The 14,195-nt window shown below is 74.1% G+C and carries 12 protein-coding genes and 1 tRNA gene; 4 read left to right on the top strand and 9 right to left on the bottom strand.

Going from position 1 to position 14,195, the window contains the following annotated elements:
- Window positions 1–390: 390 nt before the first annotated feature.
- Entirely contained in the window at window positions 391–948 is a 558-nt protein-coding gene (locus ACIQUQ_RS23860; protein WP_403979160.1) for a DUF4352 domain-containing protein, read from the top strand.
- A gap of 91 nt (window positions 949–1,039) precedes the next feature.
- Here ACIQUQ_RS23860 and ACIQUQ_RS23855 read toward each other — a convergent pair.
- The 3 genes from ACIQUQ_RS23855 to ACIQUQ_RS23845 all read right to left on the bottom strand — a co-directional run bounded on the left by ACIQUQ_RS23855 (window position 1,040) and on the right by ACIQUQ_RS23845 (window position 2,730).
- Window positions 1,040–1,124 (bottom strand) — tRNA-Leu (locus ACIQUQ_RS23855).
- An 82-nt stretch (window positions 1,125–1,206) separates the two neighbouring features.
- On the bottom strand, window positions 1,207–1,671 hold the full coding sequence (locus ACIQUQ_RS23850; RefSeq protein WP_403979157.1) for a hypothetical protein: 465 nt from the start codon (window positions 1,669–1,671) through the stop codon (window positions 1,207–1,209).
- A 111-nt stretch (window positions 1,672–1,782) separates the two neighbouring features.
- The gene (locus ACIQUQ_RS23845; RefSeq protein WP_403979155.1) at window positions 1,783–2,730 is read right to left on the bottom strand and encodes a beta-ketoacyl-ACP synthase III; all 948 of its coding nucleotides are present in this window, start codon (window positions 2,728–2,730) and stop codon (window positions 1,783–1,785) included.
- A 224-nt stretch (window positions 2,731–2,954) separates the two neighbouring features.
- Between ACIQUQ_RS23845 and fdhD the strand changes: the two genes are divergently transcribed.
- The gene (fdhD, locus tag ACIQUQ_RS23840; RefSeq protein WP_403979152.1) at window positions 2,955–3,794 is read left to right on the top strand and encodes a formate dehydrogenase accessory sulfurtransferase FdhD; all 840 of its coding nucleotides are present in this window, start codon (window positions 2,955–2,957) and stop codon (window positions 3,792–3,794) included.
- 103 nt (window positions 3,795–3,897) lie between these two features.
- Here the strand turns inward: fdhD and ACIQUQ_RS23835 are convergent, their stop codons facing one another.
- Together ACIQUQ_RS23835 and ACIQUQ_RS23830 are read right to left on the bottom strand one after the other, a co-directional pair.
- Window positions 3,898–4,359, bottom strand: coding sequence for a (2Fe-2S) ferredoxin domain-containing protein (locus tag ACIQUQ_RS23835; RefSeq protein ID WP_403979245.1), 462 nt, complete (start codon window positions 4,357–4,359; stop codon window positions 3,898–3,900).
- A gap of 34 nt (window positions 4,360–4,393) precedes the next feature.
- On the bottom strand, window positions 4,394–5,515 hold the full coding sequence (locus ACIQUQ_RS23830) for a bile acid:sodium symporter family protein (protein WP_403979150.1): 1,122 nt from the start codon (window positions 5,513–5,515) through the stop codon (window positions 4,394–4,396).
- 317 nt (window positions 5,516–5,832) lie between these two features.
- Here ACIQUQ_RS23830 and ACIQUQ_RS23825 point away from each other — a divergent pair, with 317 nt between their 5' ends.
- Window positions 5,833–6,702, top strand: coding sequence for a LysR substrate-binding domain-containing protein (locus ACIQUQ_RS23825; protein WP_403979242.1), 870 nt, complete (start codon window positions 5,833–5,835; stop codon window positions 6,700–6,702).
- Between the two features lie 12 nt (window positions 6,703–6,714).
- Here the strand turns inward: ACIQUQ_RS23825 and ACIQUQ_RS23820 are convergent, their stop codons facing one another.
- Entirely contained in the window at window positions 6,715–10,086 is a 3,372-nt protein-coding gene (locus ACIQUQ_RS23820; protein ID WP_403979148.1) for an NACHT domain-containing protein, read from the bottom strand.
- 211 nt (window positions 10,087–10,297) lie between these two features.
- Here ACIQUQ_RS23820 and ACIQUQ_RS23815 point away from each other — a divergent pair, with 211 nt between their 5' ends.
- Window positions 10,298–11,095: a trypsin-like serine peptidase gene (locus tag ACIQUQ_RS23815; RefSeq protein WP_403979145.1), complete on the top strand. Its 798-nt coding sequence runs from the start codon at window positions 10,298–10,300 to the stop codon at window positions 11,093–11,095.
- A 104-nt stretch (window positions 11,096–11,199) separates the two neighbouring features.
- Here ACIQUQ_RS23815 and narI read toward each other — a convergent pair whose 3' ends face one another.
- Genes narI through narH form a run of 3 tightly spaced genes read right to left on the bottom strand, consistent with a single transcriptional unit; the run spans window position 11,200 to window position 14,194 of the window.
- Window positions 11,200–11,925: a respiratory nitrate reductase subunit gamma gene (gene narI / locus ACIQUQ_RS23810; RefSeq protein ID WP_403979142.1), complete on the bottom strand. Its 726-nt coding sequence runs from the start codon at window positions 11,923–11,925 to the stop codon at window positions 11,200–11,202.
- Entirely contained in the window at window positions 11,925–12,563 is a 639-nt protein-coding gene (gene narJ, locus ACIQUQ_RS23805; protein WP_403979138.1) for a nitrate reductase molybdenum cofactor assembly chaperone, read from the bottom strand. Before narJ ends, narI begins: the two co-directional genes overlap by 1 nt.
- Window positions 12,560–14,194: a nitrate reductase subunit beta gene (gene narH / locus ACIQUQ_RS23800; RefSeq protein ID WP_403979135.1), complete on the bottom strand. Its 1,635-nt coding sequence runs from the start codon at window positions 14,192–14,194 to the stop codon at window positions 12,560–12,562. The genes narJ and narH overlap by 4 nt, the downstream gene beginning before the upstream one ends.
- Between the last annotated feature and the right edge of the window lies 1 nt (window position 14,195).

Below are 14,195 nucleotides of genomic sequence, written 5' to 3'. Positions count from 1 at the left end.
CCGCCCCCAAACCTCCACGGAACCTGTACGCCCCCTCCATCTGCCCAGACGGCGGCAGGTGGGGGCCGCTGCACACCTCCGACCCGGTTTACGCATAGCGGCGGCGGACGCACGCACAGTGCTGTGTAATCACCCTGGCCCCAAGAGATCGGCCGGACCGGGACGTCACCGGACGGCGGCACCGACGCGGTCACCAGGCGACACAGGGCTCCGCGCGAGCCCACTGACAGGAGCACCCGCATGGCCACTCCACCCCCGCCACATGGACAGCCCCCGCACCACCCGTACCAGGGCCCCTACGGCCATCAGCAGCCCTACCCGCCGCAGCAGCCCGGAATGCCGCCGGGGCCGCAAGGCGGCTGGCCTCCCCCTCCGCCGCCGAAGCCCGGCATGAGCGCCGGGGCGAAGGTCGGCATCGGCTGTGGTGCCGCCTTCGGTGCGCTCGTGCTCATGGCCGGCTGCGGGGCGGTCGTCGGCGTCTGGAGCGAGAACGACGCGGACGGCGTCAGGAAGGCCCGAGCCACCGCTTCCGCCGGTCCGTCAGCGCCTACTGCTGCCCCGTCGCAGGCCGGGACCGCTCCGGCCCAAGCGAAGGAGAAGGAGAAGGAGAACGGAGAGACCCTGCCGGTCACGCTGACCGCGAAGAAGGTCCGGTTCAAGCCCACGGCGCTGCACGACAACGCCGACTACACGGCGATCCGGGTCACCGTGGTCAACAACGCCGACGACAAGGTCTCCGTCAACCCGCTCTACTTCGAGGTCACGGACGCGAGCGGGGCCAAGCACTCCGCCGAGGTCTTCGGAGCCGAGGACAACCTCCAGGCCGTCGAGCTCTACAAGGGTGAAAAGGTCACCGGCACCATCACGATCAAGGGCAGGATCACCCCGGCCAAGGTGTACTTCACGAAGAACGGCTTCGGCACCACGTACAGCGCCCCCGTCAAGTAGCGGGCGCGGGCCCCTCCGGCAGTGGAAACGAAAGAGCCGGTCACAGTGACTGTGTCACTGTGACCGGCTCTTTCTGGTCGGTCGACCTCTGTGTCCGAGGGGGGACTTGAACCCCCACGCCCGATAAAGGGCACTAGCACCTCAAGCTAGCGCGTCTGCCATTCCGCCACCCGGACCGGGTGAGCGCCCCGGTTTCCCGCGGCGACATGGACAACAATAGCAGGGGTTCGGAGTGCTCTTCACCCGCATATCCGGAGGTCAGCTCGCTGCGCGGGTCCTGTTCTCGGTAACCCAGTCGGCGTGGTGCTGCCAGCCGTACAGGGTGTCGCCGTCCAGGTACGCGTAGTACGCGCCGCAGCGGAAGGTCGCCCTGCCGCGTGCGTCCTCCGGGAACCAGCCCGCCTTCAGCGCGGGTGCGGCGCCGGTCGTGGCGTCCGGGACGGCCCGGCACCCCTCCGGCAGCGCGCCGCCCGGCAGGGTGGCCTTGATCAGCCGGTCGCCGCCCGTGGTCCGCATCGCGTACCGGACCCCGCTCGCCCCGTCAGGCAGCCAGCCCGGCACCGTGCCCCGGTCACGCTTCGCCTCGGCGCCGCTCGCGTACGCCGCGGACTCCTCGTGCCGGTTCTGGTACCAGTCGGCCGCCGCCGGGACGGCCACTGCGGCGCCGAAGCCCACGCCGGCGACGGTCGTCACGAGGGTGAGGGCGAGGGACCTGCGGTTCATGGGGGGCCTTCCGGCTCGGGCGGCGTGCGTGCCCCTCCATGCTCGGCGCCCGGCCGCCCCGCCACGTCAGACCGCGGGACCAACCCGGGTACGACCCAGGTGGCAGACCGCCTACGGACAGCGGATGACCTGGCCCGCGTAACTCAGGTTGCCGCCGAAGCCGAACAGCAGCACCGGCGCGCCGGCCGCGATCTCGCCGCGCTCCACCAGCTTCGACAGGGCCATCGGGATGCTGCCCGCGGAGGTGTTGCCCGACTCGACCACGTCCTTGGCCACCACCGCGTTGACCGCGCCGATCCGCTCCGCGAGCGGCTCGATGATCCGCAGGTTGGCCTGGTGCAGCACGACCGCGGCCAGTTCCTCGGGGGAGGTCCCGGCCTTCTCGCACGCCTTGCGGGCGAGCGGCGGCAGCTGCGTGGTCGCCCAGCGGTAGACGGACTGGCCCTCCTGCGCGAACACCGGCGGCGTGCCCTCGATCCGCACGGCGTGCCCCATCTCGGGCACCGAGCCCCACAGCACCGGGCCGATCCCCGGCGCCTCGCCCTCCGGCACGGCCTCCACCACGGCCGCGCCCGCGCCGTCGCCGGTCAGCACGCACGTGGTGCGGTCGTTCCAGTCGGTGATCCCGGTCATCTTGTCGGCGCCGATCACCAGCACGCGCGTCGCCGACCCGGCGCGGACGGCGTGGTCCGCGGTGGCCAGGGCGTGGGTGAAGCCCGCGCAGACCACGTTGAGGTCCATCACCGCGGGGGAGCCCATGCCGAGCCGGGCGGCGACCCGGGCGGCCGTGTTGGGCGAGCGGTCGATCGCGGTCGAGGTGGCGACCAGGACCATGTCGACGTCCGCCGGCGTCAGCCCGGCCTGGGCCAGCGCCTTCGCGCCCGCCTCGGCGGCCAGCGCGTCCACGGGCTCGTCGTCGCCGGCCATCCGGCGGGTCCTGATGCCCACCCGGGACCTGATCCACTCGTCGCTCGTGTCGACCATGGCGGCCAGGTCCTCGTTGGTGAGGATCCGGGCGGGCTGGTAGTGCCCCAGCGCTACCACTCGTGAACCGGTCATGGGCGTCATGGGCGGGTTCCCCCTCGTGCCTCGTACAGGAATTACCCAGCTTTGCCTGCTACTGCTGGGTATGGGGGCACGTGACCTCTCAGGATTCGACCCCAGCCTTGTGGAGGTTCCACAAGTCCCGCCCGGGGCCGGGCCCCTCTGACGTGCAGGACAATGGGGTCGGGACGGCCGACGGGGGCCGCCCCGCCGTGTGCCGAGGGAGTGGGCTGATCGCCATGGGACGGGTCACCGAACGCCGTCGCGTCATCAGGATCCGGAACGGGGTGGCGGGCGTCCGGCCGGACACCCTGGTCGCCGAGGAGCCGCTGGAGATCCGGCTCAACGGCAAGCCGCTCGCCGTCACCATGCGCACGCCGGGCGACGACTTCGCGCTCGCCGCCGGCTTCCTGGTCAGCGAAGGCGTGATCGGCGCGGCCGACGAGGTCCGGTCGATCGTGTACTGCGCCGGCGCCACCGAGGACGGCTCCAACACGTACAACGTCGTGGACGTGAAGCTCGCCCCCGGCGTGCCGGTCCCGGACGTCTCCCTGGAGCGCAACGTCTACACCACCTCCTCGTGCGGCCTGTGCGGCAAGGCGAGCCTGGACGCGGTGCGTACGGCGACCCGCTTCCCGGGACTGGCCGGCGACCCCGTACGCGTCGGCGTGGAGCTGCTCAGCGAGCTGCCGGACCGGCTGCGCGGGGCACAGAAGGTCTTCGACACCACCGGCGGACTGCACGCGGCGGGCCTCTTCTCCCCGGACGGCGAGCTGCTGGACCTGCGCGAGGACGTGGGCCGCCACAACGCCGTCGACAAGATCGTCGGCCGGGCGCTGCGCGAGGGCCTGCTGCCGCTGGCCGGGACGGTGCTGCTGGTGTCGGGGCGGGCCTCGTTCGAGCTGGCGCAGAAGGCCGTCATGGCCGGCATACCGGTCCTCGCCGCCGTCTCCGCGCCGTCCTCGCTGGCGGTGGACCTGGCGGCCGAGTCGGGCCTCACCCTGGTCGGCTTCCTGCGCGGGGCATCGATGAACATCTACGCCGGCGAGCAGCGCATCCGCACGGGGGCGGAGGCGTAGCGACCGCGGCGACGGGCCCTCGGGCCGGGGTCGGCAGGTACGCATGCCCCGCCGGCGGCCCGCGCCACCGGCTCGTGGCCCCGGCCCGCCGCCCCTGCCCCCGTCAGCGCCGGCGGCGCCGGCCGCGGGTCTCGCGGGCGGGGGCCGGCTCCGGGGCCGGGGGTTCGATCATCTGGAGCTCCAGCGCCGGCGGGACCGGCGCCCGTCCCGGGCCCCCGGCCGCGGCCCAGGCCAGTACGTCCTCGGTGACGTCGTCGTCCAGCGCGAAGCCGATCCAGGCCGCCTTGGCGCCGCGGCGCCGCGCCTCCGACGAGGGCTGGACCACGATCACGTTCGCCTGCGCGCAGGGCCCGAGGCAGTCGCTGGTACGTACGGCCAGCGCGCCGCCCGAGGCCTCGGCGGCCGCCCGCAGCCGGGCCAGCTGCCCCTCGTGGTCGGAGCCCGGGTTCTTGCGGGGGTCCCCGCAGCAGCAGCCGCGGCAGACGACGAGGGTGCAGGGGCGGGACGACGCGAGGGGCCGGAACCCGGGGGTGGCGGGCCGGACACCGGACGCGGTGGGTCGTATCGAGGTCACCGCGGCAACGGTATCCGCCCAGGACTCAGGGCTGTTGGGCGCCGGCTGAGACCTCCGCCACACGGCCGCCGGGGAGTTGCTCTCCCGGCTCACCCTGCCCGGCCGACCCGGCCGACCCGCCCGACCCGGCCGACCCGCCCGACCCGTCCGACCCGTCCGCCTCTTCCCGGGTTCCCGTCACCGGGTCATCGGCGCGGCGGCGGGCCAGCACGGCACAGACCATCAGCTGCATCTGGTGGAACAGCATCAGCGGCAGCACGGCGAGGCTCGCGTGGGCCCCGAACAGCACGCTGGCCATGGGGAGTCCGGCAGCCAGGCTCTTCTTCGACCCGGCGAACTGGATGGCGATCCGGTCCGCCCGGCCGAAACCGAGGCGCCGGGCCCCGTACCACGTGACCGTCAGCATCACGGCGAGCAGCACGGCTTCGGCGAGCAGCAGCGCGCCCAGGCGGCCGATGCCGACCTGGTGCCAGATGCCGGCCGCCATGCCGGCGCTGAACGCGGCGTAGACGACGAGCAGGATCGAGCCGCGGTCGACGTAACCCAGCACCTTCTTGTGCCGGGTGAGGAACCCGCCCACCCAGCGGCGCAGGAACTGCCCCGCGAGGAAGGGCAGCAGCAGCTGGACGACGATCTTCAGCAGGGAGTCGAGGGAGAAGCCGCCCCCGGCCGAGCCGAGCAGCGCGGCTGCCAGCAGCGGGGTGAGGAAGATGCCCGCGAGGCTGGAGAAGGAGCCCGCGCAGATCGCGGCGGGGACGTTGCCGCGGGCGATCGAGGTGAACGCGATCGACGACTGGATGGTGGACGGGACCAGGCAGAGGAAGAGGAACCCGTCGTAGAGCTGCGGGGTGAGCACGTGCGGGACGAGCCCGCGGGCGGCGAGGCCGAGGAGCGGGAACAGGGCGAAGGTGCAGAGCAGCACCGCCAGGTGCAGCCGCCAGTGGCGCAGCCCGTCGAGCGCCTCGCGGGTGGACAGCCGGGCCCCGTAGAGGAAGAACAGCAGCGCCACCGCAGCGGTCGCGGCACCGTCCGCGACCCCGGCGACGGCGCCCCGGGCGGGCAGCAGGGCCGCCAGGCCCACCGTGCCGACGAGGGCGAGGACGTACGGGTCCAGCGGGAGCCGGGCGGGCATCCGGGGGCGGGGCATGGGGCGCACCTACGGGGGATGGGGGACGGGGGGCGGGGGCGGGGCGGGCGGTCCGGGTACGGCCGGTCTGCACGAGGCGTGCCGTGTCCGGCCGTCCTGCACGCGGTGTGCCGCGTACGGCCGGTCCGCGTACGGCCGGTCCGCGTACGGCCGGTCCGCGTACGGCCGGTCCGCGTGCAGCCGGTCCGCGTGCAGCCGGTCCGCGTGCGGCGCTCCCATCGTCCCCCGCCACCGGGTCATCGGGAAACCCGTACACCACTCTGACTGCCATCACGGATCACGATGACCGGACTATCCTGGCGCCCATGACCGACGCGGTGTACGACCCCGTCCAGCTGCGCACCTTCCTCACGGTGGCCCAGACCCTGAGCTTCACGCAGGCCGCGCGGCGGCTCGGGCTGCGGCAGTCGACGGTGAGCCAGCACGTGCGGCGGCTGGAGGACGCCACCGGGCGGCTGCTGTTCAGCCGGGACACCCACAGCGTGCGGGTCACCGAGGACGGCGAGGCGCTGCTGGGCTTCGCCCGCACCATCCTCCAGGCCCACGAGCGGGCGGCGGCCTTCTTCGCGGGGCCCCGGCTGCGTGGCAGGCTGCGGTTCGGGGCCTCGGAGGACTTCGTGCTGACCCGGCTGCCGGAGATCCTGGAGGCCTTCCGCCACGAGCACCCCGAGGTGGACCTGGAGCTGTCCGTGGAGCTGTCCGGCACCCTGCACGAGCGGCTGGACGCGGGCCGGCTCGACCTCGTGCTGGCCAAGCGGCGCGGCCCGGGGGACGAACGCGGCCGGCTCGTGTGGCGCGACCGGATGGTGTGGATCGGCGCCGAGGGCGTCCACGTCGACCCGGACCGCCCGGTGCCGCTGATCGTCTTCCCGCCGCCGGGCATCACCCGGGCGCGGGCCCTGGAGGCCCTGGAACGGGAGGGCAGGTCCTGGCGCATCGCGTGTACGAGCGGCTCGCTGAGCGGCCTGGTCGCGGCGGCCCGCGCCGGTCTGGGCGTGATGGCCCACACCCGGGGCCTGATCCCGCCGGGCCTGGTCCGCGTCCCGGACCGTGCCGGCCTCCCCGAGCTGGGCGGCGTGGAGTTCGCCCTGCTGGGCACCCCCGACCCCGCCCCGGCGGCCGAAGCCCTGGCGGCGGCGATCCTGTCGAGCGCGGACCGGCTGGGGCCGGGGCGGGTCACGGGGTAGCGCCGCGTGCGGTCAGTACGTGTCCCCGCCGGTCTGGCCGTACACGTCGTTGACGACCTTCTGGGCGAGCGACTCGTGGCCGGGCGGCACCTCGACGCGGACCCACATCACCCAGCCGCGGTAGGGCGCGTCCGGCCGGTCCTGGGTCCAGAGCTGGCGGAGCAGGTACATCCGGTGCGTGTTGGCCCCGTCGACCTCACCGGGCTCGCCGCGACCGGGCGCCGTGGCGAAGAACGTCGACGAGGCGGACCGGGGGTTCCTGACCGGCCCCCGCTGCCAGCGCAGGGTGCGCGACTCGGGCAGGCGCTCGAAGAACGCCCTGGTCCTGTCCTGGGTGCACCCGCCGGTGCACCGGTCGACGGCGACGTCGATGCGGGCGGCGACCCCGTCCGGGAACTTGGCCGCCGTGTACGAGGGTTCGCAGGACATGTCCAGGGGCTCGGGCGCACCGAGTGCCGTGCACGAGAGTCCCCGGGGTGCCCGCAGCACGAAGGGGACGCCGGACGCGATCCACAGACGGGAGGGCTCGGCCGCGCCCCAGGTCGCACCGTACAGGGCCGGTCCCCGTGCCGCGTCCCGCTTGTAGAGCGTGAACCGGTTGGGGGTGGGGACGGCCGGGCGTGAGACGTCGGCCAGGGACATGGGCCGGCCTGCGTGCGCGCCGAGGCCGGCCCGCCGCAGGGCGTTCCGGGCGAGGGTCTCGGCCACGTGGAGCGCCAGGGCCCCCTCGGCGTACTCGTCCTCGTACTCGACCTCGAGCAGGAGGTTGCCCACCCGCACGCGGACCCGCACGTCCGGCCCGAACCTGCCCGCCACCGAGTACGCCTCGTCGCCCAGGCCGGCCACGGGCTTGAGGACCGCCCACGGCTCCGCGCCCGAAGTGCCGATCGAGTCGGTCTTCCGGACCGCCTCGAACCGCTGTGCCGCCAGCCCGGACGCGCTCGCCTCCCCGTATCCCGTCAGCAGCGTCGTGCCGATCGTCACCTCGGCGTCGGGGGCGTACGGCGAGGCCGCCACGACCCGGCACACGTCGCCGTCCGGGCCGTCTTTCCCGGCCCGCCCCACGCCACCGGGGACGAGCACCGCCAGGTCCCTCGCGTCCAGGAGTGCACAGGCGTCCGGCGCCGCCCGGACGGGCCCCGGCAGCCTGCCGTCGCGCAGCGGGCCGGTCGCCGTGACCATCAGGGTCAGGGCGGCCAGGCCCGCCGGCACGTACCGGGCGAACGAGAAGGGCGGCCGCCCGCCGTTCCTGCGGGCGGGCCCGGCCGGCTCCGCGTGCGCCGTCTCGGCCAGGCGGTTGCGCAGTTCGAGGTGCCGGAACCGGTACGCACCGCCGGCCTGCCGCAGCACGTCGCGGCGGCTCGCGTCCGCCAGGAAGGGCATCAGCCGCCAGGGCAGCTGCCCCGCGGCGGCCAGCCAGAGCCGGGCCGGGACGTACCGGCCCCAGGCGGAGACCGCGACCGAGTACAGCGTCCAGGACGTGAGCGCAGTCACCCCGAGGAACAGCCAGTCGCGGGCCGACGCCAGGTCCCGGCCCGCCGAGACCTGCCACAGCACGTGCGCCGCGACCGGCACCGACAGCAACGCGAACAACCCGTCCTCGGCCGCGATCCGCGGCTGCGGCGCCAGCCAGCCGAGCAGCAGGACCGACCTCCGGTCGGACCGCAGCAGGTCCGCCGGCGAACTGGCGCGCGCCGGGTCGGCCGGCCGCCACAGCACCGGAAGCGCCACGTTGGTCCACCACAGGGGCACGACCACGCTGACGACCGTGATCCACCCCAGAGCGGATCCCCCGACGGCCGCCGCGACGGGCCACCCCACCGCGAGCACGGCCCCCACCAGCAGGACCGTCACCCGGACCGGCCGCTTCGCCAGCGCCTCCCGCACCATCCGCGCCGTGGGCCTGACCAGCCGCTGCGGCGGAACCCGCCGGGCGGAGCCCGCCGACCCCGACACCAGCAGCAGCACCGCGGCCGACAGCACCAGCCAGACCGGCCAGGCCGGGACCGCCACCCAGTGGTTCCACCAGGGCTGCTCGAACGCGGGACCCGCACAGACCACGCCCATCACCGCGAACGCCGGCAGGTAGCGCAGCGCCCGCACCAGGCGCGGCACCTCCTCGTCCAGCCGCCACCAGGCGAACTCCTGACGGTTGGCGTCCCGCATGCGGCGGGCCAGGAACTCCGTCCAGCTGCGGGCCGTCTCCCGGCCCCAGCGCTCCCGGTCGTCCCGCGACCCGCTGTACACGACGGCCAGGAAGGCGTCGTACAGGTGGCGTTCGAGTTCCCGCCGTCCGGAGAACCGGCCCGGCTCCACGAGCTCGGCGGGGGACCCGCCCCCCGTGCCGTACGCGACCCGCGCCAGCTCGACCATGAGCGGTACCCGCAGCACCCGGCGCAGCCTGCGCGCCTCCCGCGTGCTCCCCTGCCTGAGCTGGTCCAGCACCGCGTCCCAGGGCTCGCCCGACGGCCGGTCCCGGCCCAGGTAGTCGTCCAGCGCGTCGTCGGTCAGGCCGTCCAGGGTGACCTCGGTGCGCTGGAAGGTGCGGTGCGCGTGCGCCTGCCTGCGGTACGCGGGCCCCCGGCTGGTCAGCACGAACGGGCCGTCGACGGCCCCCAGGTCTTCCGTGAGCTGCCGGAAGGCCTCCTCCCGCACCGGACCCGGCAGTTCGTCGAAGCCGTCGAGCACGGGCAGGACGCGGCCGGTGCGCAGCAGCTGGAACGCCACCTCCGCCGGGGGAGCACCCGGAACCGGCGCACAGGCCTCGGGGTGCGCCGCCGCGAGCTGCTCGGACACCCAGGTCAGCAGGCCCTGCGACGGATCCCAGGAGGCGAGCGGCACCAGCGCGGGCACCCGGTCGTACGCCCCCTCCTGCCGCTGGAGGAGCAGGTCGCGGGCGAGCCCCAGCGCCAGGAACGTCTTGCCGGCGCCCGCGCCGCCGAGGACCACCAGCCGCCCGTGCGGCACGGCCCGGAAGAAGCGGGCGGCCGACGAAGTGTCCGCGTCCAGGGCCGGGGCGTGCGTCCCGCCCGTGTACGACCAGGTCACCGAGATCGGCTCGGGACCCGAGGTGCGAGACCGCCGGTCCAGTGCGTACCGGCTGGCCAGACCCTCCGCCAGCGCCTCCGCCGCCCGGTCCAGGTGGCGGGGCGACCGCCAGGCCAGGCTCCGTCGCCGCCGGGCCCGGGCCCGCAGCCGCGCCCAGATCTCGTACACCACGGCCGTGCACAGCAGCACCCAGCCGGCCTCCGCCGCCAGCCCGTCGTACGGGTGGGGGACCGGCAGCCGGGGCCGCGCGAGCACGAGGGCCACCGAGCAGGCCGCCGCCACCGCGCGCAGCACCGTGCCGCCGTGCCCCCGTAACCGCGAACCACCGTCGCCCATAGCGCCGTTGCCCTCCCGAGTCCCGCACCGCCCGTCGCCCCGGCCGCAGTGCCCCGCTGACGGTACGACGAACGACGGCGCTCCCACACCCCCGGTTCCACCGGGCACACCCCCGCCGCGGGCTTTCTGTTCGTACGCGGCACTCTGTACCGTCTGGGGTGGTACGGGCAGGGCGCGCGAGGGGCGCGTGTGGTGGGAGGGGTGACGGGCGATGGACCGGCGGTCGGTGGTGACCGGGGTGCTCTGTGCCGCGGCGGCGCTCGTGGCGTCGGCCGCGATGACGGTGCTGGTGCCTCCGGAGACGACCGCCCACCAGCGCAACGCCCGCGCCGACGTGCGCGACGGGACCGCGGGCGCCCAGGCCCCCGCCCCGTCACAGGCCCCGGCGACGCCGGCCGGGGACCCGGCCGCCCTCGCCGGCGCCCTCTTCGAGCACGGCCTCGACGGCGGCCACCACTGCACCGCCACCGTGGTCCGCAGCCCCGGCCGGAACCTGATCGTCACCGCCGGGCACTGCCTGGCCGCCGGCCCCGCCGGGCAGGACACGGTCTTCGCACCCGGCTGGAACCAGGGCAGGGCCCCCCACGGGGCCTGGCGCGTCGAGGAGGTCTTCGAGGACCCCCGCTGGTCCGACGACGGGGACGACGCCTACGACCTGGCCTTCGCCCGGCTCGCCCCCGACGCGCAGGGCCGCCGCATCGAGGACGTGGTCGGCGGCGCCGAACTCGACACCGGTGCCCGCTCCGACGAGCCGGTGACGGTACGCGGCTACCCCAGCGACCGGGACGTGCCCCGCACCTGCACCGCGCCCGCCGCCCGGGCCGGGGACTCGCTCCAGCGCTTCGACTGCGCCGACTTCCCCACCGGCACCAGCGGCAGCGCCTGGATCGCCGCCGACGGGAAGATCATCGGCGTGCTCACGGGCGGGGACACCGACGACGAGTCCACCAGCACCCTGCTCGGCGGCTACGCCCGCGAGCTGTACGACAGGGCAGCCGCGTCCCGCTGACCGGGCGTCAGCGGGGCCGGGTGGGGCGGCCGGGTGGGTCCGGCGGCGTCAGCGGGGTCCGGCGGCGTCAGCGGGGTCCGGCGGCGTCCACGGCACCGGGACCGCTACCGGTCCACCCGCTCCCAGCCCCGCCGCGGCGGACGCTGCCCCAACTGCCCCTGCTCCTTCGACCGGTAGACCACGTACGGCCGGAACAGGTACTGCACCGGCGCACTGAACATGTGCACCAGCCGCGTGAACGGCACCAGCGCGATCAGCACCATCCCGATCACGATGTGGACCTGGAACGCGACCGGCACGCCCTCCATCAGCGACACGTCCGGCTGCAGCGTGAACAGGCTGCGCGCCCAAGGGGCGATCGTCTGGCGGTAGTCGTAGCCGGAGCTGACCGACGAGTCGGCCAGCTTGGCCCACAGGCCCATCACGATCGCTGCCAGCAGCATCACGTACATCGTCTTGTCGTTGCGCGTGGTCGCCTTGAACACCGGGGCGTTGGTGCGCCGCCGGTACACCAGCATCCCGATGCCCACGACCGCCAGCGCGCCCGCGGCCGTGCCGCCGAACAGCGAGAACAGGTGGTACGTGTGCTCCGACATGCCCACCGCGTCCGTCCACGACTCCGGCACGAACAGCCCCATCAGGTGACCGACGAGCACGAAGAGGATGCCGTAGTGGAACATCGGCGAGGCGATGTTCAGCAGCCGCGACTCGTACACCTGCGAGGACCGGGTGGTCCAGCCGAACTTGTCGTAGCGGTGCCGCCAGATCAGCCCCGACACCAGCAGCACGAACGCGACGTACGGCAGCACACCCCACAGCAGTGTGCTCATCAGCTCTCCCCGCTCAGCACCGGCAGCAGCCCCAGGTGCCCGTACGGGGGAAGTCCGTCCAGCCCCACGTCCTCGCGCGGCGGCCCCGACCGGGCCAGCGCCCGCGCCTCGGCACGGTCCTTGGGGGAGGGGCCGGGCAGCGTCGCGCAGACGGCCGCCACCACGTGCGCGTACGGGGTGCCCGTCTCCGCCAGCGCCAGCCGCAGCAGCTCCAGGCCCGCCCGGTGCTCGCGCAGCAGCGACCCGTCACCGGTCTGCGCCGTGAACTCCAGCACCGCCGGCAGGAAGTCGGGCAGCTCCTCGTTGCTGAACTCCAGCCCGTGCGCCCGGTACGCCTCCTTGAACCGCACCAGCGACTCGCCCCGCCGCCGGGTGTCCCCGTCCAGCCACCAGCTCAGGTACAGGCAGTGCTTGTTCTTGAAGTCGAAGACCCGCACGTAGTGCGCGGCCAGCGCGTCCAGCGGCACGGACTCGGCGTGGTCGAGGAAGCCGTGCAGCTGGGGCGCGGCGGCCCGCAGGAGCGGCAGCCGCTCCTCGAACGCGGCGTCGGGGTACGTCAGGCACAGCGCGGCGGCCTGGTGCAGGACCGCGGGGTCGGCGGCCGGGGAACCGGGCCGGATACGGGTTCCGGTGCTCACTTCTCCTCCTCCTTGTCGGCGGTCTGCCGCCTGCGCAGTGCATGGAAGTTCTCCAGGGTCACCAGCGGCAGGGCCTTGCGCCCCGAGTCACCGCCGAACGCCCCGTCGTCGGTCGGGCCGGTGCCGCCCATGCCGGGCCCGCCGGCGTGGTCCAGGCTGCACGCGTCGGGCACCGCGGACTCCTCCAGCCGCCGGGCGTCGCCGACCGCGGCCGTCGGGATCACGTACCGCTCCTCGTACTTGGCGACGGCCAGCAGCCGGTACATGTCCTCGATGTCCTGGCCCTTCATGCCGACCCGCTCCGCCACCGAACTGTCGGGCCGGCGGCCGAGGTTGACGTCACGCATGTACGACCGCATCGCCGCCAGCCGGTCCAGCGACGCCCTTACGGGCTCGGTGTCGCCGGCCGTGAACAGCTCCGCCAGGTACTCCAGCGGGATCCGCAGCGTGTCGATGGCGCCGAACAGGTTCCCGGCGTCCTCGCCGTCGAACCCCGTGTCGGCCAGCGCGTCCACCACCGGCGACAGCGGCGGGATGTACCAGACCATCGGCATGGTCCGGTACTCCGGGTGCAGGGGCAGGGCCACCCGGTACGTGCTGATCAGGGCGTACACCGGCGAGCGCCGCGCCGCCTCGATCCAGTCGTGCGCGATCCCGTCGCGCTCGGCGGCCCGGCGCACCTCGGGGTCCTCCGGGTCCAGGAACACGCCCAGCTGCGCCTCGTACAGGTCCTGCTCGTCCGCCGCGGACGCCGCCTCGGTGACCCGGTCGGCGTCGTACAGCACCACGCCGAGGTAGCGCAGCCGGCCCACGCAGGTCTCCGAGCAGACCGTGGGCAGCCCCACCTCCAGGCGCGGGTAGCACAGGGTGCACTTCTCGGCCTTGCCGGTGGCGTGGTTGAAGTAGACCTTCTTGTACGGGCAGCCGGTGACGCACATCCGCCAGCCGCGGCAGCGGTCCTGGTCGACCAGGACGATGCCGTCCTCCTCGCGCTTGTACATCGCGCCGGACGGGCAGGACGCCACGCAGGCCGGGTTGAGGCAGTGCTCGCAGATCCGCGGCAGGTAGAACATGAAGGTCTGCTCGAAGGCGAACTTCACCTTCTCCGCGGCCTTCTCACGGGTCTTCACCACCATCGGGTCGGCCCCGCCGTGCTCGGGTGCCCCGCCGAGGTTGTCGTCCCAGTTGGAACTCCACTCCACCTTCATGGGCTTGCCGTCGAGCAGCGACCGCGGCTCCGCCACCGGGAAGTCCTCGCCGAGCGGCGCGTCGGTCAGGTTGCGGTAGTCGTACGTCCAGGGCTCGTAGTAGTCCTTGATCTCCGGCAGCACGGGGTTGGAGAAGATCGACACGAGCTTGTGGAAGCGGCCGCCGGCCCTGAGTTTCAGCCGGCCCCGTTTGTTGAGCTCCCAGCCGCCGCGCCACCGCTCCTGGTCCTCGTAGCGCCGCGGGTAGCCCTGGCCGGGCCGCGTCTCGACGTTGTTGAACCACACGTACTCCATGCCCTGCCGGTTGGTCCACGTCTGTTTGCACGTCACCGAACACGTGTGGCAGCCGATGCACTTGTCGAGGTTCATCACCATCGCGAGCTGTGCCATGACACGCCCGATGGGGGCTCCGTCACGGGCCATG

The sequence above is a fragment of the Streptomyces sp. NPDC101118 genome, assembly GCF_044759445.1.
Taxonomy (GTDB): Bacteria; Actinomycetota; Actinomycetes; order Streptomycetales; family Streptomycetaceae; genus Streptomyces.
This window is presented reverse-complemented; position numbering and strand designations above follow the sequence as displayed.